The organism is Actinomadura rupiterrae (assembly GCF_024172125.1).
Taxonomy (GTDB): Bacteria; Actinomycetota; Actinomycetes; order Streptosporangiales; family Streptosporangiaceae; genus Spirillospora; species Spirillospora rupiterrae.
Genome location: NZ_JAMZEA010000013.1, coordinates 197,260 through 219,283 on the forward strand (window position 1 = coordinate 197,260; position 22,024 = coordinate 219,283).

General features: G+C 71.6%; 25 protein-coding genes and 1 pseudogene. 16 read left to right on the forward strand and 10 right to left on the reverse strand.

Annotated elements, in window-relative coordinates:
- Positions 1–47 precede the first annotated feature (47 nt).
- Both FHU30_RS37635 and FHU30_RS37640 read left to right on the forward strand, forming a co-directional pair.
- A complete protein-coding gene (locus tag FHU30_RS37635) occupies positions 48–383 on the forward strand; it encodes a hypothetical protein (protein ID WP_253882341.1) in 336 nt (111 codons plus the stop codon).
- A complete protein-coding gene (locus FHU30_RS37640) occupies positions 373–954 on the forward strand; it encodes a carboxymuconolactone decarboxylase family protein (RefSeq protein ID WP_253882342.1) in 582 nt (193 codons plus the stop codon). The genes FHU30_RS37635 and FHU30_RS37640 overlap by 11 nt, the downstream gene beginning before the upstream one ends.
- On the opposite strand, the gene FHU30_RS37645 is transcribed toward FHU30_RS37640, so the two are convergent.
- From FHU30_RS37645 to FHU30_RS37655, 3 genes are all read right to left on the reverse strand, one after another.
- A complete protein-coding gene (locus FHU30_RS37645; protein WP_253882343.1) occupies positions 935–2,365 on the reverse strand; it encodes a DUF6461 domain-containing protein in 1,431 nt (476 codons plus the stop codon). The genes FHU30_RS37640 and FHU30_RS37645 overlap by 20 nt on opposite strands.
- 1 nt (position 2,366) lies before the next feature.
- A complete protein-coding gene (locus FHU30_RS37650) occupies positions 2,367–3,152 on the reverse strand; it encodes a transposase family protein (RefSeq protein ID WP_253874741.1) in 786 nt (261 codons plus the stop codon).
- Between the two features lie 301 nt (positions 3,153–3,453).
- Positions 3,454–4,047, reverse strand: coding sequence for a TetR/AcrR family transcriptional regulator (locus tag FHU30_RS37655; RefSeq protein WP_253882344.1), 594 nt, complete (start codon positions 4,045–4,047; stop codon positions 3,454–3,456).
- Positions 4,048–4,150: 103 nt separating this feature from the next.
- On the opposite strand from FHU30_RS37655, the gene FHU30_RS37660 reads away from it, so the two are divergent.
- The 11 genes from FHU30_RS37660 to FHU30_RS37710 all read left to right on the forward strand — a co-directional run bounded on the left by FHU30_RS37660 (position 4,151) and on the right by FHU30_RS37710 (position 12,439).
- Positions 4,151–5,323, forward strand: coding sequence for an alkane 1-monooxygenase (locus FHU30_RS37660; RefSeq protein WP_253882345.1), 1,173 nt, complete (start codon positions 4,151–4,153; stop codon positions 5,321–5,323).
- On the forward strand, positions 5,320–5,487 hold the full coding sequence (locus FHU30_RS47400) for a rubredoxin (RefSeq protein WP_253882346.1): 168 nt from the start codon (positions 5,320–5,322) through the stop codon (positions 5,485–5,487). The genes FHU30_RS37660 and FHU30_RS47400 overlap by 4 nt, the downstream gene beginning before the upstream one ends.
- Positions 5,484–5,666 (forward strand): rubredoxin, encoded by a 183-nt coding sequence (locus tag FHU30_RS37670; protein WP_253882347.1) that lies wholly within the window; start codon positions 5,484–5,486, stop codon positions 5,664–5,666. Before FHU30_RS47400 ends, FHU30_RS37670 begins: the two co-directional genes overlap by 4 nt.
- Positions 5,659–6,822 carry an NAD(P)/FAD-dependent oxidoreductase gene (locus tag FHU30_RS37675; protein ID WP_253882348.1) on the forward strand — a complete coding sequence of 388 codons (1,164 nt, stop codon included), beginning with the start codon at positions 5,659–5,661 and terminating at the stop codon, positions 6,820–6,822. The genes FHU30_RS37670 and FHU30_RS37675 overlap by 8 nt, the downstream gene beginning before the upstream one ends.
- A 146-nt stretch (positions 6,823–6,968) precedes the next feature.
- Positions 6,969–7,349 carry a hypothetical protein gene (locus FHU30_RS37680; RefSeq protein ID WP_253882349.1) on the forward strand — a complete coding sequence of 127 codons (381 nt, stop codon included), beginning with the start codon at positions 6,969–6,971 and terminating at the stop codon, positions 7,347–7,349.
- Positions 7,350–7,477: 128 nt separating this feature from the next.
- Positions 7,478–7,858: a hypothetical protein gene (locus FHU30_RS37685; protein ID WP_253882350.1), complete on the forward strand. Its 381-nt coding sequence runs from the start codon at positions 7,478–7,480 to the stop codon at positions 7,856–7,858.
- Positions 7,855–8,244 (forward strand): hypothetical protein, encoded by a 390-nt coding sequence (locus FHU30_RS47405; RefSeq protein ID WP_253882351.1) that lies wholly within the window; start codon positions 7,855–7,857, stop codon positions 8,242–8,244. Before FHU30_RS37685 ends, FHU30_RS47405 begins: the two co-directional genes overlap by 4 nt.
- 16 nt (positions 8,245–8,260) lie before the next feature.
- Positions 8,261–8,452 (forward strand): MerR family transcriptional regulator, encoded by a 192-nt coding sequence (locus FHU30_RS47410; protein ID WP_308211476.1) that lies wholly within the window; start codon positions 8,261–8,263, stop codon positions 8,450–8,452.
- Positions 8,453–8,706: 254 nt separating this feature from the next.
- Positions 8,707–9,561, forward strand: a complete 855-nt coding sequence (locus FHU30_RS37700) for an NAD(P)H-binding protein (protein ID WP_253882353.1) — start codon at positions 8,707–8,709, stop codon at positions 9,559–9,561.
- Positions 9,562–9,615: 54 nt separating this feature from the next.
- A complete protein-coding gene (locus FHU30_RS37705) occupies positions 9,616–11,526 on the forward strand; it encodes a HEAT repeat domain-containing protein (protein ID WP_253882354.1) in 1,911 nt (636 codons plus the stop codon).
- 295 nt (positions 11,527–11,821) lie between these two features.
- Entirely contained in the window at positions 11,822–12,439 is a 618-nt protein-coding gene (locus FHU30_RS37710) for an ATP-binding protein (protein ID WP_253882355.1), read from the forward strand.
- A 23-nt stretch (positions 12,440–12,462) separates the two neighbouring features.
- On the opposite strand, the gene FHU30_RS37715 is transcribed toward FHU30_RS37710, so the two are convergent.
- Complete coding sequence (locus FHU30_RS37715; protein WP_253882356.1) at positions 12,463–13,434, reverse strand: zinc-binding dehydrogenase; 972 nt, start codon at positions 13,432–13,434, stop codon at positions 12,463–12,465.
- A 163-nt stretch (positions 13,435–13,597) separates the two neighbouring features.
- Here FHU30_RS37715 and FHU30_RS37720 point away from each other — a divergent pair, with 163 nt between their 5' ends.
- On the forward strand, positions 13,598–14,152 hold the full coding sequence (locus tag FHU30_RS37720; RefSeq protein ID WP_253882357.1) for a TetR/AcrR family transcriptional regulator: 555 nt from the start codon (positions 13,598–13,600) through the stop codon (positions 14,150–14,152).
- Here the strand turns inward: FHU30_RS37720 and FHU30_RS37725 are convergent.
- The 3 genes and pseudogenes from FHU30_RS37725 to FHU30_RS47825 all read right to left on the reverse strand — a co-directional run.
- On the reverse strand, positions 14,149–15,192 hold the full coding sequence (locus FHU30_RS37725) for an aldo/keto reductase (RefSeq protein WP_253882358.1): 1,044 nt from the start codon (positions 15,190–15,192) through the stop codon (positions 14,149–14,151). The two genes, FHU30_RS37720 and FHU30_RS37725, sit on opposite strands and share 4 nt — an antisense overlap.
- A 33-nt stretch (positions 15,193–15,225) precedes the next feature.
- On the reverse strand, positions 15,226–15,882 hold the full coding sequence (locus FHU30_RS37730) for an MFS transporter (protein ID WP_253882359.1): 657 nt from the start codon (positions 15,880–15,882) through the stop codon (positions 15,226–15,228).
- A gap of 70 nt (positions 15,883–15,952) precedes the next feature.
- Positions 15,953–16,405 (reverse strand): annotated as a pseudogene (locus tag FHU30_RS47825) (MFS transporter); the annotation flags it as partial.
- Between the two features lie 149 nt (positions 16,406–16,554).
- Here FHU30_RS47825 and FHU30_RS37740 point away from each other — a divergent pair.
- Entirely contained in the window at positions 16,555–17,565 is a 1,011-nt protein-coding gene (locus FHU30_RS37740; protein WP_253882361.1) for an ArsR/SmtB family transcription factor, read from the forward strand.
- Positions 17,566–17,598: 33 nt separating this feature from the next.
- Positions 17,599–18,630 (forward strand): RNA polymerase sigma factor SigJ, encoded by a 1,032-nt coding sequence (gene sigJ, locus FHU30_RS37745; protein WP_253882362.1) that lies wholly within the window; start codon positions 17,599–17,601, stop codon positions 18,628–18,630.
- 40 nt (positions 18,631–18,670) lie between these two features.
- On the opposite strand, the gene FHU30_RS37750 is transcribed toward sigJ, so the two are convergent.
- The 3 genes from FHU30_RS37750 to FHU30_RS37760 form a co-directional block, all read right to left on the reverse strand.
- Positions 18,671–20,227: an MFS transporter gene (locus tag FHU30_RS37750; RefSeq protein WP_253882363.1), complete on the reverse strand. Its 1,557-nt coding sequence runs from the start codon at positions 20,225–20,227 to the stop codon at positions 18,671–18,673.
- A 142-nt stretch (positions 20,228–20,369) separates the two neighbouring features.
- The gene (locus tag FHU30_RS37755; protein ID WP_253882364.1) at positions 20,370–21,578 is read right to left on the reverse strand and encodes an FHA domain-containing protein; all 1,209 of its coding nucleotides are present in this window, start codon (positions 21,576–21,578) and stop codon (positions 20,370–20,372) included.
- Positions 21,575–22,015: a hypothetical protein gene (locus FHU30_RS37760; protein WP_253882365.1), complete on the reverse strand. Its 441-nt coding sequence runs from the start codon at positions 22,013–22,015 to the stop codon at positions 21,575–21,577. The genes FHU30_RS37755 and FHU30_RS37760 overlap by 4 nt, the downstream gene beginning before the upstream one ends.
- Positions 22,016–22,024 lie beyond the last annotated feature (9 nt).

Below are 22,024 nucleotides of genomic sequence, written 5' to 3' on the forward strand. Positions count from 1 at the left end.
GGGGCCGCCGTCCTAGGCTGAGGGGGCGAGTGGAGGAGGCGGTCGTCATGCCGGACGACGACAGGAAACGCGCGGCACTTCGAGCCCTGACCGATCGCGTGCGGAACGGGAAAGGCGAGGCGTCCGCCGAACTGCGCGCTCTCGCCTTCGACAACAACGGCCTGCCCCCGCCGCTGGACGCGCTGATGGCCAAAGTCGCCGAGGACGCCTCGCAGGTCACCGACACCGACCTGGCCGCCGCCCTGGCCTCCGGCCACACCGAGGACCAGATATTCGAACTGGTGGTCTGCGCCGCCGTCGGCGAATCCACCCGCCTTTACGACGCCGGACTGGCCGCCTTGGCCGAAGCGACCGCCGAGGAGAACCCAGCCGATGCGTCTTGACGTCCTCAACCACGGTTATCCCCGCAGAACCAAGCTGCTGTTCGCACTCATCCGCCGCTTCTCCGGCCACCCCGTTCCGGACGCGGCCCGGATCGTCTTCTACCGACCCGACTTCTACGGCGACCGCGCCAAGCACTTCACCCACGAGGCGATGCGCGGCCCGTCCGCCTGGTCGGTCGGCGACCGCGAACTGATGGCGGCCTACGTGTCGAAAGTGAACCGGACCGCGTTCTGCATCGCCGCACACACCGCCACCGCCACCCAGGCCTACCAGGACGCCGACCGCGTCACCGCAGCCCTCACCGACCTCGACACCGCCGACCTGACCGAGCCGCTCCGCGAAACCCTCCGCATGCTCGGCACCCTGACCCGCGAGCGCACGCTCACCGCCGACGACATGCGCAAGGTTCTGGCCGCCGGCGCCACCCCCGACCAGATCCGCGACGCCCTCGCGGTCTGCGCCGCCTTCAACATCACCGACCGCCTCGCCGACACCTTCGCCTTCGCCCTCCTCACCCCCGAAGCCTTCCAAGCCGGCGCCACCTATCTCCTCAAACGCGGCTACCGCTAGCTGCTACCAGCCAGTGCGTCCCGTCGAGCGCCTCCGGCCGCAGCCCGACCCCGGTCACGCGCTCGGCGAGCGCCAGCAGCCCCGGCGCCTGCGCGGCCGGGCCGCCATCCAGGGGAAGTCCGAGATCGGTGACCTCCTCCAGCAACGCGTCGGGCTCGGTCCCGGATGCGTCGCGCGGCCTGAGCGCTCTGAACACGGTGCACGCCTGGCCGTCGACGAACCGGTAGAAGATCGAATTGCCCCGCGCCGACCAGATGGCGGCGACCGCCGTGGTACCGGCCGAGAACGCCTGCAGGGCGACTTGCGGACCAAGCCCGCCGTCGCCGAAGCCAACCGCGATCACCCAGCCGCCGGCGGTCCGCAGGGCCCACTGATCTGCGGCCAGAACGGCCGGGCCGGTCGACGCGCGATCAAGCGCGCCGCCAAGGGCCCGCGCGACTCCCTCCACATCATCCGTGCGGACGTACACGACAGCCGCGCCGGGCCCGAGCCAGTGCCGCTCGATCCAGGCATAGCGCTCCACCGGCGTTCCGGTGTCGGCAGCGCGCGCTCCGTTCGCTCCGGCGGGCGGGGTCGGATCGTCCAGTGCCGCGAGGACGGCAACGCGCAGTTCAGCCACGTCATGATGGGCGTACTGGCAGGCGGAGCGGGCTTTCTCGACCGCGCCGAAAGCGGAGGCGAGCGGGTCGGGTCCGCAAGCGTGGCGCACAGCCTCGACGGCCATGGCAGGGGCCCAGGCCGGGCCGCCGCCTTGATCGCGTGCGGCGTCTCTCAGCCCGCGGACGAGTGCGCCGAGGGCGGTCGGTTGTCGGTGCAAGGCGGCGTCCACTAGCGGATGATCCGCCAGCCCGAAAGCGCGGGCAGCGTGACCCGCCGCCGCCCGAGCGGTACGGCGCAGCCGCTCAGGGGCGGCATGGCGCAGCGCATAGGCGATCGCGGGTTCGCTGTAGGTCAGCGCGGCGAGGTCGGGCCGGATGTCGGCGGGGAGGTCCTCTTCCCACTCCTGGATCGGGACGATGAGGAAGTCACCCTGCAGCCAGGTTCGGTCAGGACTCTGGCCGGTCACCCGGGACGCGAGTTCGGACAGCGCCGTCGTGTGCTGCGGATCGTCCCACGGCAGATCGGCCATCTCCGCTTGCAGGCAGTCCGGACTCGTACCGAAACGGCGGTCGGGCCATAGGGCGTCGAACGTGGTCCAGACCGCGCCCTCGACCGCGTAGGAAAAGCGGGCCTCGCCCAAACACCAATACACGCACACCGCGCGGGAGGTTTCGGTGGCTCGACGCAGCACCTCCGGCCGTTTGCCCTGGTAGCCGTTGAACTCGATGGCCAGCACCCAATCACCGATGCTGCGCAGCGCGACCTGCGGCTCGTCGGCGAACGAATCGTCCAGCTCGTTCAGTGAACCCATTTCATCCTCGGGTGGTGGCTTGAGCGGCGCGGTGGTTCTGGAGGACGGCGATGGCCTTGACGAGGTGGCCGGTCTTGCTCGGGCTGCAGCGCAGTTTCCGCAGGACGCGCCATGACTTGAGCTGCGCGTTCGCGCGTTCGCCCGGCCCGCGCAGCTTGGCGTGCGAGCGGTTGGCCTGCTTCTGCGACTCCGGCTTGTTCTTGCCCTTGTAGGGCGTGATCACGACCGTGGCCTCGGCGCCTTGGTAGGCCTTGTCGGCCAGGGTGAGGATTCCGGCCCGCTCCAACTCGCGCAGGATGCCCCACAGTCGGGCGGCGGCCAGGTCGTGGGCTTTGCCCGGCAGCGCCCCCGATGTCCACAGGATCGTCCCGTCCGGGCCCGCGATGACCTGGATGTTCATGCCGTGGACGCGGTGCTTGCCAGAGAAGTAGGGCCGGTCGGCCTTGACTCGGTCGGTGTGGATGAGCGTCCCGTCCAAGATGACGTGGGTCAGCCCGTCCCGGCGGGCCTTCCCGAGCGCCTGGGTGAGCTTGGGTGAGCGGACCGACAGCAGCATCACGGTCTCCTCCACATACCGCCACGCCGTTGACACCGACACCTCAAAGCCCGCGGCGATCTCGGCGAACGTCTCGTCTTTGCGCAGGTGGACCAGCACCAGCAGAGCCTGCCGGCCGGGGTTGAGCAGCCGCCACACCGACCCGATCGCCTTGCGACGGCGGCGAATCAGCCCAGCGACGTAGTTCAGCGTTGAACGCGACAAATCGACGGCAGCACGATAGAACAGCACGCAGAAGCCCCTGGTTCCTGGACGTGGTGGTTGTGGTGATCAACCCGTCTACCAGGGGCTTCTCTGCCTCATGGACCGAATCCGTAACCCGCGATCATGCTGTGACCTGCGAGACCTCACCGGCGGATGAAATGGGTTCAGTGGCGCTCGGCGGGCGCGGGGCATGCGGGCGCCGAAGGCTCGGGCGACGGCTTCGACGTCCGGTGATTCGACCAGGGTCGCGCAAGCCGCCTCGCCCAGAATGCGCGGCCAGTCCCTCGGCTTTGGCATACCGCCTTCATAGCGGGCGGCGCCGACAGGGTCAGTTTTCGGGGAGGAGGGCTATGCGGGCCAGGGTGCGGGCTATGCGGGCGGCGGTGAGGTCGGGGGGGAGGGACGGCTGGACGAGGTGGCTGACGGTCAGGCGGACGACGGTCTCGATGGCGAGGGCGCGGGATTCGGCGTCGATCTGCGGCCAGGCCTCGGCTGCGTAGCCGTCCAGCATGGCGGTCGCGGTGGTGAGCAGCGGCTCGGAGCGGGTGGTGAGGTGGGTGAGCAGGTCGTCGGGGCCGCCGCGCGAGCTGGTGAGGATGCTCTTGACCAGCGGGTTGTCGGCGGCGGTGGCCAGGGTGAAGCGGACGGCGGCCGCGGCGGCGGACTCGGGGTCGTCGCGGTGGGCGTCCAGCTGCTCCTGGACGCCGAGCAGGAAGCGCTCGACCTCGCGCATGACCAGGGCCTGGCCGATGGCCTCCTTGGTGCCGAACTCGGTGTAGACGGTCTGGCGGCTGACTCCTGCGGTGGTGGCGATGTGCGCGATGCGCAGGCCGTCCCAGCCGCCGTCGGTGACCCGCTCGTAGGCGGCGTCGAGCAGCCGCTCGCGCAGCAGCGAGCGGACGGACTCCCGGTAACGCGTCATGGCACTCCCCAGCATATCGATCACTGTACGTCCAGACTCTTGACGCTTTGAACAGAAGTGTCTAGTTTCTGGACAGTTGGCGGAAAAATGTAAGGAGTGCCGCATGACAGCGATCAGCGTGCCCGACGGGGCGGAGGCGACCTGGCGGGATCCCAAGCGGTACCTGTGGCTGCTCGGCCTGTTCGTGCCGACCTTCCCGTTCCTGGCCTGGGGACTCGCCGCGGCGACCGGGCTGGGGATCTTCTGGTGGTCGGGGCTGGTCCTGCTGTTCGGCATCTTCCCCGTCCTGGACCAGCTGGTCGGCAAGGACGCGGTGAACCCGCCCGAGAGCCTGCTGGCCTGGCTGGAGGGGCAGCGCTACTACCGCTGGTGCACCTACCTGTTCCTGCCGCTGCAGTACGCCGGGCTCGTCCTGGCCTGCGTCCTGTGGACGCGCGCCGGCGGCCTGAGCGTCGTCGACAAGATCGGGCTGGCGCTGACCATCGGCGCGGTCGGCGGTATCGGCATCAACACCGCGCACGAACTCGGCCACAAGAAGGACTCGCTGGAGCGCTGGCTGTCGAAGATCGCACTCGCGCAGACCGCGTACGGGCACTTCTACATCGAGCACAACCGCGGCCACCACGTCCGGGTGGCGACACCCGAGGACCCGGCCAGCTCCCGCATGGGCGAGACGTTCTGGGGGTTCCTGCCGCGAAGCGTGTGGGGCGGGCTGCGGTCGGGCTGGGAACTGGAGCGCAACCGGCTCAAGCGTTCCGGCAAGGGCCCGTGGACACCGCGCAACGACGTCATCAACGCCTGGGCGATGACGCCGGGCCTGTTCGCCGTCCTCGTCGGGGTCTTCGGCATCGAGGCGCTGCCCTACCTGCTCGTCCAGGCCGCGTTCGGCTTCTCGCTGCTGGAGGCCGTCAACTACCTGGAGCACTACGGCCTGCTCCGCCAGCGCACCCCGAGCGGACGCTACGAGCGCTGCACCCCGCAGCACAGCTGGAACAGCAACAACATCGCCTCCAACGTCCTCCTGTACCACCTGCAGCGGCACAGCGACCACCACGCCAACCCCACCCGCCGCTACCAGGCGCTGCGCCACTTCGACGAGGCGCCCGAGCTGCCGTCCGGCTACGCCACGATGATCGTCCTGGCCTACGTGCCGCCGCTGTGGCGCCGCGTCATGGACAAGCGGGTGCTCGCCCACTACGGCGGCGACATCACCCGCGCCAACCTGCATCCGCGCCGCCGCGCGCGCATCCTCGCCCGCCACGGAGCCGCCTCGTGAGCCGCCATCAGTGCCCGGTGTGCGAGTACGTCTACGACGAGAAGGCCGGCGAGCCGCGCGAGGGCTTCCCGCCGGGGACGTCCTGGCAGGACGTGCCCGACGACTGGTGCTGCCCCGACTGCGGCGTCCGGGAGAAGGTCGATTTCGAGGAGGTCAGCGAATGAACGAGTACAAGGTCTGGGAATGCCTGGTCTGCGGCTTCGTCTACGACGAGGCCGAAGGCTGGCCCGACGAGGGCATCGCGCCCGGCACCCGCTGGGAGGACATCCCCGACGACTGGTCCTGCCCGGACTGCGGCGCGGCCAAGTCCGACTTCCAGATGGCCGAGTCGGCGCGTGCCTGAGCCCCGCCGCATCGTCGTGGTCGGCACCGGCGTCGCCGGTGCCACCGCCGCCCTCACCCTGCGCAAGGACGGCTTCGACGGGCAGATCGTCCTGGCCGGCGAGGACCCCGAACTCCCCTACCGCCGCCCCGCGCTCTCCAAGGAGCTGCTCGACGGGACGGCCACGCCCGAGCGCATCAGCCTCAAACCCGCCGCCACCTGGGACGACCTGGACATCGACCTCATGGTCTCCGCCCGGGTCGACTCCATCGGCGGCGGAGCCGTCACCTTCACGGGCGGCAACTCCCTGCGCTACGACCGGCTGCTGCTGGCGACCGGCAGCGCGCCACGCCCGCTCTCCCTGGCCTCGGGCCTGCCGCACGTCCACACCCTGCGCACGCTGGCCGACGCGTCCGCGCTGCGCACCGCCCTCGTCCCGGACGCCTCGCTGGTCGTCGTCGGCGCCGGACTCGTCGGCCTGGAAGTCGCCGCCACTGCCCGCCGCCTCGGCTGCCGCGTCACCGTCCTGGAGGCCATGGACCGTCCGCTGGCCCGCGTCCTGCCGCCCGCCCTCGCCGACGCCGTCGCCGACCTCCACCGCTCCGAAGGCGTCGAACTCCTCACCTCGACGCACCTGCAAGCGCTGCGCCCTCTGAACAGCGGCGTGGAGGTCACCGCATCAGGACAGACCCGGCAAGCCGACGCCGTCCTGATCGCGGTCGGCACCTGCCCCCGCACCCGCCTGGCCGAACGCGCCGGACTCCTGGTCTCCGACGGCGTCATCGTCGACGCCTACGGCCGCACCTCCGAACCCGACATCTTCGCCGCCGGCGACGTGGCCCGCTACCCCGACCCGTCCGGCGGCGGGATGCTGCGCGGCGAACACTGGAACCACGCCCAAGACCACGGCGCCTTGGCAGCGGCGAACATGCTCGGCGCCGATCGCCCCTACAACGCCGTCCCCTGGTGCTGGACGAAACAGTACGGCGTCACCGTGCAGATCTGCGGCCACCCCACCGACGCCGACCACCTGGACATCACCGGCGACCCGCACACCTTCGACTTCACCGCCCTGGCCCACCGCAACGGCCACCCCATCGCCGCAGTCGCCGCCGGCCGCCCCGCCGCCTTCCGCAAACTCCGAACCTCCCTAACCCCCACCACCACCCCCGCCTAACCCAACAGGTTCCGAGGGCATTCGTAGTCGGCAAGCGGGATGATCGCCCTGACGAGAAGCCCTCACCTCGCGCCCAGACCACCCAAGTCCGGCACCTGGTTCGCATGCGTTGAGGGCTTCTTCCTACGGATGTGGGAGCATCTGCCATGAGTTTCGATCTTGCTGTTCTTGCTCTGGCGCCCGGTGAGACGCTGGAGTCGGCCCAGGCGATGCTGGAACGCTGTCGTGGCGGCGGCCATCCAGAGGGAGAGATCGATCAGCGGATCGCGGTCTTCGGCGACGAGCTGCGCGCGGCGTTTCCCGATCACGGGAAGCTGAGCGAGGAGTCGCCGTGGATGTCCGTACCGCTGAACGTCGGCATCGACCACGTCATCCTGCACATGTCCCACTCAGCGAAAAGCGATCCGGCGCTCCGTCTCGTCGGGAACCTTGCCGGACGACTCGGACTCGCGATCTACGACCCCCAGTCCAGTGAGCTGCATTTCCCGGATCCGCCGCAGGATTCCGGTGATGCGCGAGGCCTGTAGCGCGGCGCGTGGGTATGTGACCTGGGCGTCCGCCTGGCCCCCACGCTCTGGGGTGAACTGCGAGGTCGGGCAGCTCCGGCGCAGGTTCGGCCAGGGGCCGCCCGTGACTTGACTCTAGGATCACGGGGGTGTCGCAGCACATGAGAGTCCACCTGGCGTTCAGTCATCAGCCCGAGCACCGCCACAGTCTGGAAGCCGCGCTCCAAGAGGTGCTGAACCGGCGATCTCCTGGATCCCAGATCGACGGAGGCGGAACGTTGCTGAGCAAAGACCGTGAACCGCTGTCCAGCGACATCGAGATTGCAGTCGCCGGCTTCCCAGAGCAGACGCTGTCCGTCGTGACCCAGTTCATGAAGTCCGTCGGCGCTCCGCGCGGCTCCTTCGTGGTCCTGGACGGCTTCGACGCCGTGCCGTGCGGCGTTACCGAAGGGCTCGGCCTGTACCTGAATGGCACCGACCTTCCAGGCCTCGGCGTCCTGCTTGCTGGGGAGGGTGTAGCGGCCTCGTGAAGGTGCCGGAGGTTGGAGGAGGCCCCGCCGAGCGCCTTGATCATCAGCGCCATGTCTTCATCAACTTCAACAACAGCACTCTCCAGTGGGTGGACGTCCAGCACTTCCGGCTGCCCGGCCCAGTCGCAGACCGGCAGGTCCTCGCGATGCTCATCGAGCATGAGGTGTACGGCTGCGACTACGCGGGAGGCGATCCGGGATCAGATCCCGTCCGCCACGGGCCATATTGGCGCGATCAGATCACGCCAGGCGCCTTCGACCGGACGGACGCGACCGTGGAGCAGAACCGACTGCGGGAATGGGCCGAGCAGTACGCCGACCTGCCTGAACATCTTCGCGACGGCCTCGAACGCGAGCTGTACACGCCGTTGCACGCCGCAGGCTGACGATCGGGCGTTCGCTCTGGCGTCTCGCCTCTCGCCCAAGGTGCTGCGGCTGTACGACGAGTTTGGGCTGCTGACGCCGGCGCGCGTCGATCCGGGGACCGGTTACTGGCTCTATGACCCGGCGCAGCTCGAACGCGCGCGTCTGGTGGCGTGGCTCCGTCGCCTCGGGATGCCGCTGGGGGCGCATCCAGGAGGTCTGCGAGCTTGAGCCCGAGACTGCTTGCCCGTCAGGTCCGCGCCTGCTGCGTGGTCGCAGACGTCAGCAGGGAGCAGTGAACGCGCGTCCGGCAGGACGTGATTCTTCGCGCTTATTCGTATCCGGCGATTCGTCCGGGACGGTCTTGGGCTGTTCGGTGGCGGGGGTGTGGTGCGTGGGTGGTGCGTGGGTGGTCAGGGCCGTCCGGGAGGTTGGGGTCATCAGCACGGCCCACCAGGGCCCGCATCCCGATTGGAGCGATCGTCATGAGCATCGTCGTCACTGGAGCCACCGGACAGCTGGGCCGCCTGGTCGTGGACGAACTGCTGGAGCGCGTTCCGGCGGGCGAGGTCGTGGCGGTTGTGCGCAACCGGGCCAAGGCCGCCGACCTTGCGGGGCTGGGTGTTCGGATCCGGGTCGCCGACTACACCGAGCCGCGGACGCTTGAGGGCGTGTTCGAGGCGGGCGACAGGGTGCTGCTGATCTCCAGCAACGCGATGGAGGACAACACTGCCCAGCATGCCGCCGTGGTGGACGCCGCCGCGAAGGCGGGCGTGGCGCTGCTCGCCTACACCAGCGTGCTGGGCGGCAGCGCGGCGACGTTCCGGATCGCCGCCCACCATGCTGCGACCGAGCAGCTCATCCTGGAGTCCGGTCTGCCGTATGTGTTCCTGCGCAACGGTTGGTACAACGAGAACTACTCGGGCAACCTCGGGTTCGTCCTGAAGTCGGGGGTCGTGCTGGGCAGCGCCGGTGAGGGGCGCATCGCCTCGGCCTCGCGCGCCGACTACGCCGCCGCCGCGGCCGCCGTCCTGACCGGCGAAGGCGACAAGACGGTGTACGAGCTGAGCGGCGACCAGGCCTGGACGTTCGCCGACCTGGCCGACGAGGTGTCGCGGCAGACCGGCCGGACGATCGCCTACCGGCATCTGCCGGCCGCCGAGTACAGCAAGATCATGACGGACGCCGGTGTCCCGGCACGCGATGCCGAAAGCGTCGCCGACGCCGACCTGGGCATCGCCCGCGGCGAGCTGGCCGCGGTCACCGGCGACCTGCGGCGCCTCATCGGCCGTCCGACCACCACCATCGCCGACTCGATCGCCGCCGCGCTGAAGAACTGATCCCCCCGTGGGAGCCGACAGGCCGGCTCCCACGGGGCCCGTTATCGTCGCTTTGTGGTCTTTGAGGGTGTCGACGACATCGCGTGGGGCGCGCTCGGTTACGCCTATTCGGGACGCTGCGATGTGCCTGCCCTACTGCGTTCGCTGCTCGTGGAGCAGGAGGCGTTCGAAGCCGCCGACGAGTTGCTCAACGAGCTGTACCACCAGGGCGGGTTCATCTGCACGGCCGCCCCGGCGGCCCTCCCGTTCTTGATGGAGGCCGCCGGGTCGCCGCTCGTCTCGCGCCGACCGGACGTTCTGGAGATCGTCGCGCGCCTGGCGGAGACGGCTGCGAAGGTTCCCGCGCGCCAGGTGGCGTCCGGCTGGCCGCAGGCGTGGGAGCGGGCGCGTCCCGGGTTGCTCGCCCTGCTGCAAGATGCGGATCCGGCCGTCCGGACGGGCGCGATCTGGGCGCTCAGCAAGGACGTCGCCGCGCCCGACGACGTCGCCCGAGCGCTGATCGCCGCGTGGCCCGACCCCGACGTGTCGGTCCGGACCGACACGCTGCTCGCGCTCGGCGCCCTCGCCGGACGGCTGTCGGTGGCCGTCCTGCCGCAGACGCTCACCTTCCTGCGCGACCAGATGGACGGCCCGGACGAGCACCACGCGATGTATGCCACGCTCGCGCTGGCCACCGCGCTTCCGGGACGTCCGGTCCCAGTCGCCCCGATCGTCGCGGGGCTGGCCGGCGGGCCCGTCCCGCTGCAGCACAGCAACCTGGCCGCCTGCGACCCCGACCGCGCGGCACGGGACATCCTGCACAACCTCGACCCGCAGTGCGGCGAGGCCGTCTGCATCGCGCTGCTCGAACACCCTGAGCGGCGCATGCACATTGCGGCCGTCTCAGCCGCGGGCCAGGTGCTGGTCCGCACGCGAGCGCCCGGCCTGCCTGCCGCTTTGCGCGCACGCGTGGACGAGCTTCCAGACCCGGCGCCGGTCCTGCAGATCCTCGCCGCCCACGCCCGTCCCGAGGACGCCCGCGACGCCAACCTGCTGGCCGCCCACCTGGACGGACCATCAGCGGACGTCGCGCTGTGGGGCCTGGCCTGGTCGGGTGACGACCGAGCCGTCCCCGGCCTTCTCGAACTGCTCGCCCCGCAAGAGTCGAGCTTCCTCCCCTACGAGCGGCGCGCGGACAAGTTCGTTTTCTTCCCCAGCGCGCCCTCGCTCGCCGAACTGCTGACGCCGTGCGCGCCTTGGGCCGCTTCCCTGGTCCCGGCGCTCGCTCCGCACCTGCGTCCCGACGCCGACCTCCGCCGGTCGGTGCTGGAGATCCTGACCGCATGGGCCGATACGCAGGCCACCGAGGTCGCACGGGTCGTCCCGAACCTGGTCGCTCTCCTCGGGGACGACCCGCGCGGCTGGGTCGCCAGCGCGCTCGGCGCGATCGGCCCGCAGGCCGCCGAGGCCGCCCCCGAGCTGGAACAACGGCTTGGCGCGAGCGAGCGCACGGCGGCCGTGGACACTGCCTGGGCGCATTTCCGGGTGACCGGCGACCCCGAGCCCGCCCTGCGCGTCCTCGGCCCGCGCCTCGGCGAGGACCCTCACGTCTCCCACCGCCTCGGCGACCTCGGACCGCACGCCGCCGCCCACGTCCCCACCCTGCGCCTGCTGGCCAAGGCCGCCCACCCCTGGACCGCCCACGAGGCCGGCCACGCCCTCATCAAGATCACCGGCGACCCGGACGAGGGAACCCACATCCTGATCCGTCCCCTCCGCGACCTCCTGGAAGGCCGCCCGCACCCCGTCGTGATGTCCGCCGCCCGCGCCCTGGCCAGCGTGGACGACCTGCCGGACGGCTACCTCGCCATCATCCGGGCCGTCCTCGCCGACGACCGCCGCCACAGCTGCTGGGGAGGCGTCACCGCCATCCACCAAGACCTAGACCTCCGCGCCCAACTCACCCACCGCCTAACACGCACCTGACCCCTGGCGTCCGCCCCCAAGCCCCTGGGCGGTCTCCCACAGTTGCAACGATTGGGTCTTGCGGTGCGTCGAAGGGGCAGGCACGGGTGTACCGATGTGGTGAGCCTGGTGGGGTTTGTGGCGCCTTTGGGGTGGCGGGCCGGACAAGCGTGGCGCCGGCGGAGTTGGCGGCGCTCGGTTGGGCGATCGATCCCGGCCTTCGGCATCCCGTTGCCCGGAGGCTTCATGAGTTGGCGGCCGATCCGCTGGGTGGCATCTTCTAGGGATCTGCGCTCTGGCCGGAGGGAGGGTGGGGGTGGAGTACGACGGGGCGGCGGTGAGGGTTGTTTCGGTGTTTGAGGCTGTTCGGGGGCGGCCGCTTTTGTACTTCGGGGTGGCGTTGGACGATCCGGGGTTGGCGGGGGTGGCGCTGGCGCTGGCGGTGCAGGATGCGCTGACCGAGGTCGGGGCGCGGCGGGTCAGGGTTGTTGTGGAGGGGGCGCTTCGGTTTTCGGTGGAGGACGACGGGGGCGGCATTCCGGTTGAGCCGGGGTATCGGGACGGGCCGCCTCTGCTCACGATGCTGTTGACCACGACGTTGTGCGGGCGGCCGAGCGTGCATCGGACGGGGATGGCGCCGGTGGCCGCGTTGTGCACCGAGGTCGTCGCCGAGACGTGGTGGGACGGGCGGCATTACCGGCAGCGTGTGGATGGGACGGGTGAGGCGGGGGCGCTTGAGGTGTTGGAGGCCTCCACAAGGCAGGGGACGCGGGTGTCGTATCGGTTGAATGACGGCCTGCTGCGTCCTGGGGCCGAGATACCGCGGGATGTTGGGGCGTTTGTTGAGGGGTTGCGGGGGTTGCCGCATCAGCCGGAGTATGTGCGGCGGCCTGGGTCTGAGACGGTGATCGAGGTGCTCGACCGGCGCGGGTGAAGGGGTGCGGGACGGCTGACGCGTCACGGGGTGAGCAGGATGGCGCCGTGGTTGCGGCGCTGCTCCAGGTCGTGGTGGGCGTCGACGGCCCGGTCCAGCGGGTAGGTCGCGTGGACGCGCGGGACGAGGTCGCCGGCGGCGGCCGCGGCGAGGGCCTGTTCGGTGTCGGCGCGCTGGTCGGCGAGGGGTTTGGCGAAGGTGATGCCGAGCGGGCCGACGACGGTCAGGCCGCGTTGGACGATCTGGAGGGTGTCCAGCGGCAGCCAGGTGCCCGAGGCGAAACCGTAGACGCCGATGCGGCCCGCGCCGTCGGCGGCGGTCTGGCCGGCCTGCTCGCCGAGGTCTCCGCCGATCGCGTCCAGGACGACATCGACGCCGCGTCCGCCCGTGGCGTCCTTGACCTCGTCCACCCAGCCGGACGCGCTGTAGTCGACGGTGACGGCGGCGCCGAGGTCGGCAGCGATCGCGAGCTTGCCGGCGGTGCTCGCGGCGGCGATGACGCGCAAGCCCTGCGCGGTGGCGAGCTGGACCAGTAGGGATCCGATGCGTCCGGCGGCGGCGGTGATGAGGACGGTCTCGCCGGACTGGACGCGCATGGCCGACAGGATGCTGAGGGCGACCGCGCCCGCTTGGAACACCGGGACGGCCCGGTTCAGAGGCAGGCCGGAGGGCACCTCGTAGACGTTTCCGACCTCGGCCAGGGCTTGTTCGGCGTAGCCGCCGGTGTTGCCGGCCGTGGTGGCGACCACGCGGCGTCCGACCAGGGACGGGTCGACGTCCGGGCCGGCGGCGGTGACGCGTCCGGCGACCTCAATGCCCGGCTCGTACGGCAGCGGGAACGGGTAGCGGCCCGAGCGGACGATGGTCTCGGCGAACAGCGCCCCGGCGAGCTCGACGTCCACCACGACCTGCCCGGACGCCGGACGCGGCGGCTCGGACTCCTCGACCTTCATGACTTCCGGCGGCCCGAATCCATGGACGCGGACGATGCGCATACGACGGCTCCCTCGGGTTGCGGGCACGATTGACAGCACCTCCCGAAGGAGACAGCATGTCCCGATCTGGACGGCCTGTCCGCGATCGAGTCTGGTGGCCGGGCAGCGGGCGCGGCAAGCAGCAGTCCGGCCGCGCTGTCCCGATCGAGACAAGGAGCCGGAATTGCCGCAGACGGAGAACCTGCGGGTGCGGCGGACGCGCACGCTGCTGCGCACGGCGCTGGTGGAACTCATCGAGGAACGCGGCTTCGACCGCCTGACCGTCGGCGAGATCACCGGGCGCGCCATGGTCAGCCGCGCCGCGTTCTACCGGAACTACCGCGACAAGTTCCACCTGGTGGAGCAGATCTTCGACGAGGCGATCGCGGCGCTGGTCGGCAAGATGGCCGACCAGGAGCGTCCGGTCGAGGAGCGCTGGACCTCGTTCTGGGAGCACATCGCCGAGTACCACCGGCTGTACGGCGCGCTGCTGGGCAGGAACGGCAGTCCGTGGTTCGCCGACCGCATGCGCGCCACGCTCACCGGCATGGCCGCGCAGCACCTTCCCGACAACCCCGGGCCTCGTCCGGCCCTGGTCCCGACGCTGGTGGCGGCGATGTTCGTGCAGGCCGTCACCTGGTGGTTGGAGAACGACCGGCCCACTCCCCCGGCCCAGATCGCCGCCCAGACCGCCGGTGTGGCCTCGGCCGTGATCGCCGAGGCCGGCGCCTGGGCCTAGGCGCCGCGGAGCGCGAACGGGTGGCGGCGCAGGGACGCGTCGGTCAGGGACGGGGGCAGTTGCGAACCGGCGTCGGCGCGGTTCAGGGTGGTGCCGGGCTCGATGATCTGGTCGATGCGGTCCAGGACGTCGTCGTCGAGGCGCAGGTCGGCGCCGTCCAGGAGGTCGGCGAGCTGGGCGGGGGTGCGCGGGCCGATGATCGCCGAGGTGATCGCCGGGTGCGCCAGGACGAACGCCATCGCCAGGTGGGTCAGCGAGCAGCCCGCTTGCTCCGCCAGGACGAGCAGCTCCTCAACGGCCTCCAGCTTGCGCGCGTTGCCCGGCGGGCTCGGGTCGAAGCGCTGCGGGTAGCGAGCGGCGCGTCCGGTGCCGAGGTCCATCGGCTGTTGCTTGCGGTAGCGGCCGGTGAGGAAGCCGCCGGCGAGCGGGCTCCACGCGATCGCCCCGACGCCGTAGCGCCGGCAGGTCGGCAGCACGGACGTCTCGGGCCCGCGGACGAGCATCGAGTAGGACATCTGCTCGCACCGGAACCGCACGTGGTTGCGGCGTTCGGAAACCCACTGCGCCTCGACGATCTGCTCGGCCGGGAAGGTGGACGTGCCGATCGCGCGCACCTTCCCCGCCCGGACGAGATCGGACAGGACGGACAAGGTCTCGTCGATGTCGGTCGCCGGATCGGGACGGTGCAGCTGGTAGAGGTCGATGTAGTCGGTGTCCAGGCGGCGCAGGCTGTCCTCCACGGCGCGGGTGATCCAGCGGCGCGAACCGCCCGCCATGTTGGGGTCCTCGCCCATCGGGAAGAACACCTTGGTCGCCAGGACGACGTCGTCGCGGCGTCCCTTCAGCGCCCGCCCGACCAGCCGCTCGACCTCGCCGCGGCCGTAGGCGTCGGCGGTGTCGACGAAGTTGATCCCGGCGTCCAGCGCGGCGTCCACCAGGCGGGACGGGTCGCCGGGGTCCTCGCAGCGGTCGAAGTTCATCGTGCCCAGGCAGTACCGGCTGACCTTGATCCCGGTGCCGCCCAGCGTGGTCATCCTCATCGTCATTCCTCGAAATCGTCATTCCTCGAAAACTCAGGCCCCGGACGGGACGGCATCGGCGACGGCGGCGTGCGGATCCGCGGCGCGGCGGCGCTCCGACGCCGGGACCAGCAGCCACGCGGTGCCGCCGCACACCGCGCCCAGCCCCGCGCACCCCCACCACAGCGCGCCCCACCCGAGCGTGGCGGACACCCCGCCGCACACCGCGGCGGCCGCCAGCTTCGACAGGCCCCAGCCGAACCCGAACACCGCCTGGTAGCGGGCCTGCGCGGACGCCGGAGCCAGGTCGGAGACCAGCGAGGCGGTGAACCCGCCCACGCCGATCTCGCCGAGCGTCCAGACGACCGCCGTCGCCGCGTACTGCGCCGGTGTCGCGGCGAGGCCGGTCAGCGCCATGCCCACCCCGACCGTCCCCCACGACACCGCCAGCACCCGCAGCGGCGCGACCCGCGCCAGCCACCGCGCCGCCACCGGCTGGACGGCCACGATGAGTAGCCCGTTGACCACCGGGATCACACTGTAGGCGGACGGGGCGAGCCCCGCGTCCCGCATCGCCAGCGGCACGCCGACCGTCGCCTGCGCATAGACCGTCGCGTAGGCGGTCGCGAGGACGACGAGCGCGACGAACAGCCGGTCGGTCAGCGCCGTCCGGTACCCCGCCCCCCGCCCCCGGACGGGACGAGCCCGCACCCGTCACCGTCCGGGACGAGCCGGCCTCGCGCGGCGCGCCGACGTCGCGGGGGACGCCGAGCGCTACGAGGAGCGCGAACGCCGCGCAGGTTCCGGCGTCGAGGGTGAACAGCAGCCAGTAGCCGTGCGCGGCGAGCAGGCCCGCCATCGCGCCCGCGAGCGGGTAGCCGAGGTTGATCGCCCAGAAGATCAGGCCGAACGCCTGCGCGCGCCGCTCCCGGGGAACGACGTCGGCGATCACCGCCGCCGACGCCGGACGGTACAGATCGCCCACCACGCCGAGCAGCCCGGCGGCGACCACCAGCACCGCGAAGTCGCCGGTGGCGCCGAGCAGCGCCAGGCACCCGGCCGAAGCGAGCATGCCGAACACCAGCGTGAACCGGCAGCCCACGCGGTCGGCCAGGACGCCGCCGACCGGCTGGCTCACCACCCCGCCCGCGCCCAGGACCGTCAGGACGACCCCGGTCCGCCCCGGCGACAGCCCGCGTGAGCCCAGGTAGAAGGCCAGGAACGCCACGACCATGTTGCCGACCCGGTTGGCGAGCTGGCCCGCGAACAGGAACCAGAACACCCTCGGCAGGCGCGTCTGAGCTGAAGTCACGCCGCCACCCTGCTGCCGTCATGCGCCGGACACCATTGGCTTAGCTCCAGCTAAGTCGAATAGGGTTTCCCATGCTCGAACTGGCGTTCTCGGCGCAGGACGTGGCCCAGACGCGGCTGGCATGCTCGCCCCTGAACGAGGCCGTGATGAGCGTCCGCGCGCTCAAGGACCCGGCGCACCACGCCCTCCACCTGCCGTGGATCAAGAACGTCCGCGACTGGCTGCCGGAGGCGGATCTGCGGCTGCTCGACGGCCTCGTCCCGGCCGCGGACCGCACGCCCGACTTCGTCACCCCGCCGCCCGGCACGCCGCTCCCCGACCTGGCGGACGAGCTGGACCGGCTCCGCGCGACACCCCCTGACCAGGTACGACGCGATCTGGACGGGATGACCGGCCCGCGTCCACGCGCCCTCGCCGAGCTGTACGCCGATCCGGCGGCGGGCCTGGGACGGCTCGCCGACGAGATCGTCCGCTACTGGGAAACGGCGCTCGCGCCGGACTGGCCGCGGATACGGTCCGTCCTGGAAGGCGACATCCTGCACCGCGCGCGGCGCATCGCCGAAGGCGGCGCCGACCTGCTGTTCCGCGACCTGCACGCGCAGGTGGAATGGCGGCCCGGGACGCTGTACCTGTCCCACCGCCCCTACTCCCACACCCGCACCGGACGCGGGCTCGGCCTGCTGCTCGTCCCGTCCGTCTTCGCCTGGCCGCGGATCTTCACGCAGACGTCCCAGCCCTGGCAGCCGATGCTGATCTACCCCGCGCGCGGCGCCGGCACCCTGTGGGAGTCGCGCGCGACCGCCTCCCCGCGCGCGTTGGAACAGGTACTCGGCCGCTCGCGCGCCCGCCTGCTCACCGAGCTGGACGCGCCCGCAACCACCACCGACCTGGCCGGACGGCTGGGCATGACCACCGGCGGCGCGTCCCAGCACCTCACCGCGCTCCGCGACGCCCACCTGGTCACGGCCCACCGCGACCGCCGCCTCGTCCTCTACGCCCGCAGCCCCCTCGGCGACGCGCTCCTCAACGGACGCCTTCCGGACGCGGCGCCCCTGACATTTCCGGCCGCCACCTCGTCGTAGTCTCCGAGGACGATCGAAGGAGCTTGCGCCGCCATGACGCCGAAAACCGACCAGCCCGATGCAGCGCCGAGCGCGGCCGACAGCGAACAGCCCGATGCCGGGTTGGCTGCGGTCGTCAGTGAGCGGCGGCAGTTGATGGGCCTGGCCTACCGGCTGCTCGGTTCGGTCTCGGAGGCCGAGGACGCCGTGCAGGAGACCTACGCGCGCTGGTACGCCCTGTCCCGCGAGGAGCAGGACGGGATCGCCAATCCCGGCGCGTGGCTGACCCGCGTCGCCGGGCGCGTCTGCCTGGACCTGCTCGGCTCGGCGCGCGCCCGCCGCGAGCGCTACGTCGGCGAGTGGATCCCCGAGCCGGTCCCCGAACGGACCGGCTGGATCAGCGGACGGCCCGCCGCCACCGCGGCCCCCGCCGATCCGGCCGACCGCGTCACGCTGGACGAGTCGGTCGGCATGGCGTTCCTGGTCGTCCTGGAGGAGATGACGCCCGCCCAGCGCGTCGCGCTCATCCTGCACGACGTGTTCGGCTACGCGTTCAGCGAGATCGCCGAGGTCACCGGCCGCTCTCCGGGCGCCTGCCGCGAGCTGGCGTCGGCGGCCCGGCGCCGCGCCCGCGCCGCCGCTCCGCAGGCGGCCGCTCCGGCCGTCCCGAGGGACGAGGTGGTCAAGGGCTTCAAGGCGGCCATGCAGGCCCGGGACATCACCGCCCTGGTCGGCCTGCTCGACCCCGACGCCGTCCTCACCGCCGACGGCGGCGGCCTGGTGGTCACCACGACCCGTCCGGTCGAGGGCCGCGACCGGGTCGCGCGGTACCTGCTCGCCCTCACCACCCACCTCACCGAGGACGTGACGCTCCGGCAGAGCGCGGTGAACGGCCAGCCGGGGCTGGTGGTCCGGCAGGACGGGCACACCACCGGCGTCTACGCCTTCGACATCGCCGACGGGCGGATCCGGCACATCTGGGCCGTCCGCAACCCCGACAAGCTCCGCCCCTGGGACGGCACCGACGCCGACACCGACGACGCCGAAACCACTCCCGGAAACGCGGCGGCGCCGGCGCGTCCGTGACGGATCACAGGGCGCCGGCGCCGCGCGAGCGGACCGGTGGTTACGCCTCCGCCGGGGCGACCTCGGCCGCGACCGGCTTCGGCGCCGCCGCCCGGCGGGTCTCGACGCCGAACAGCGCGACCGCGATCACCGCGAGGATCAGCGGAACGGTCCCCAGCAGCGAGGTGACGCCGATGGACGGCGCGGCGATCCCCGCGATGAGCAGGATCGTCACCGCGACGCCGCCGAACTTGCCGACGCCCGCCGACAGGCCCGAGCCGCGCGAGCGGATCCTGGTCGGGTAGATCTCGGAGCTGTAGGCGGCCAGGATCGCGCCGATCGTGCTCGTCCCGACGATCGGGCCCGCCAGCAGCACGTACAGCCAGTCGCGGTGCTTGGCCAGGTCGTCACCGGCGAACACCAGCACGGCCAGCGCCGCGCCGACCAGCGCGGTGAACAGGATGATGGTCTTCTTGGCGCTCCACAGCCCGTACAGGGCGGCGGCGATGAACACCAGCGGGAGGCCGAGCAGCGCCGAGTCGCGCAGCGCGCGGTCCGCGGTGGCCTGGGCGAGGCCGAGCTTCTGCAGGTTGGACGGGATCCACAGCTGGAAGCCGTAGGTGACCAGGCCGATGCCGAGGCCGAGCACCACCACCGCCGAGGTCAGGCCCGCATATGGCGGACGGAAGAGGCGCGAGTAGCCGCCGCGCTCGTCCGCGCCCTCGGCGCTCCCCGGCTCCGGCTCCTCATCGGTGACCTCCACCGCGGTCGCGCCGTAGCGGGCCATGATGGAGCGCGCCTCGTCCTCGCGGCCGTGCGCCAGCAGGAACCGCGGCGACTCGGGGATCCAGCGGTTGAGCAGGATCAGCGCCACCCCGGACGGCATGCCGACCAGCCACAGGATGCGCCAGGAGTAGTGCGGCACCAGCGAGGACGACAGCCAGCTCGTCAGGACGTAGGCGAGCGCGACCGTGCCGCCGATCAGCACCATGATCCAGCCGCGGTGGCGGGCCGGGATGGTCTCGGCGAGCAGCGAGAAGGTGATCGGGAGCATGCCGCCGGCGCCCGCGCCCATCAGGAAGCACATCGCAAGGTTCCAGTTGAACGACGGCATCGCGCCGCAGGTCGCGGTGGTCACGAACAGCACACCGGCGAACAGGATGGACGCGCGGCGGCCGATCCGGTCGCCCAGCCACCCCCACAGGAACGAGCCGACCACGGTGCCGGTGAGGCCGAAGAACGGCAGCAGCGCCACGGCCGGGTGCCCGTGCGGGTTCATCGCCGACTTCAGCCCGTATTCCTTGGCCACACCCGGCGCGACGAAGCCGAGCGAGATCGGCTTCATCGCGTCGATGGTGACGGCGATGGTCAGCACGGCGATGAGCGCCAGGTGGGCCGGGCGGAGCCGGGCGTCCTCCAGGGCCCGCACCCGGACCTCGGTCGCCGGGCGCGACCGCAGCAGCTCGGGCGTGACCAGCCCGTAGGCGACCGCCGCCAGACCGAGGACGATCAGCACCATGCCGACCGTCATCGGCGTGTCCATCGGCATGCCGTTCAGGTGGTAGTGCATCGACTTGCCGTGCAGGTACATCGGCAGGTGCAGGAGCACGCCGGCCACGCAGGCGAGAAAGCCTCCCCAGAAGAAGAGGGGGTGAGCGTAGGTGAGGGCGCTCGAAGAGCGGGATCGCACTGGGGGGTAGTCCTTCCAAGGCGGTTCGGTGCCGGTTACGGCGATGTGCAACGGTCCATCAGACGCGATCTCACGCTTCCCGGTTCGATTCGAACCGGAAAGTCCGCTGCACCCCGATGCGGACGGCGGTCCCGGGCGCCAGCGGCACGGAGGTCTCCGGCGCGATCCGCTCGAAGTCCGGCGCACCGGACGTCTTGATCGCGGTGCCGTTCACCGAGCCCAGGTCGACCAGGCGGACCTTCCAGCCGTCCAGCTGGATCAGGGTGTGCCGGCGGGAGATCGAACCCTCGTCGTCGGTCAGCCGCATCGGGATCGCCGTGCGCTCGGCGATCCCGGGCGCCTGCCGCGGGTCGCGGCCGATCAGCACGTCGGTCGTCAGCGGGACGGTCTGCCCGTCGTCCACCAGCAGCACCCCCAGCGGCGGCCGCGGCGCCATGAACGGCGCGAGCGTCGCCTGCATCATCGAGATCCCGCAGACCGCGCAGTACCGCGCGCGCGGGTCGTTGAAGTGGTGGTTCTTGCAGTTCACGCCGAGGACGTGCTGCGGCTCAGGCGCGCCGCGCGGCTTGGACGGCGCGGACGAGGTGGACGGCTTGGGCGGGGTGGGCAGCTGTTCGGCTCGCGTCGCGGGAAGGGGCACGACGAAGTTCTGCTGGGCGGGCGAACCGGCCCGTCCGCCCGCATCGGACGGCGACGGCGACGGCGACGGCGCAGGCGCACGCGCAGGCGCAGACGGGCGCGAGGACGACGGGGAGGACGAAGCGGCAGGTGAAGCGGGCTTTCGGGGGGACTGGGTGATCTGGCGCAGGCCGCCGGCGCGGACCACGCCGGAGGTCAGCCGCAGCCGCGGATCGACCTCGCCCGCGCCCGGCAGCCGCAGGTCGAGCCGGGCGACGGGGCCGCTGATCAGGCGTTCGGTCCAGCCGTCGCGGGACGGCCCGGTGATGGTGATCTCCCGGCCGTCGGCGGTGAGCACGCGCGCCTCGGCGGCGCCCGCGACCAGCACCGCGACAGCGCCGTCCGGTGCGGGGCCGGCGACCGCGCACGCCGACGGGCACTCCTCGCCCGACGCGCCCGCCAGGACGCGGATCGTCCGGCTCACCAGACCGTGCCCGCTCTCCCCCGCGGCGGCGGCCTCGGCCAGCGCGGTCAGCAGGCCGTCCACGGCGGCGGTGTCGGAGCGTCCGGGCAGCGCGCAGGCCAGCGACAGCCCGCCGTCCCGGCCGACCAGCCCGTCCCCCGGCAGCGGACGGACGATCGCGGCTCCCGGAACGCTCACAGGAACCGTCCGCCGCGCAGCCGCCACTGCACGAACGGCACCCGCAGCGGCCCGTTCGCCACCAGCCAGACGCCCATCCACACGAACACGAACATCGTCACGAACGTCGAGACCGCGACCTTCCCGCCGATGCCCGGCACGACGCCGGCGCGCAGCAGCAGGAACATCAGCGCGCCCTCGTTCAGGATGGTGACCAGCCCGAACAGCGTCGGCCAGTCCTTGTCCCAGCGGAACTGCATTAGCAGGTGGTACAGCAGCTCCCAGCCGACGCCGACGACCGCGACCGCCAGCAGGATCAGGTAGGCGGTCTTGTAGGTGGCGCCGAGGCCGCCGGTGGTGCCCGGAAGGACCGGGACGATCAGCGCGGTGAGCACGACGCCGATGGTGCCGAGCGTGAACAGCCGGGTCTGGATCCGGCCGAAAAGCGTGGGGGTCATGGTTCGTCC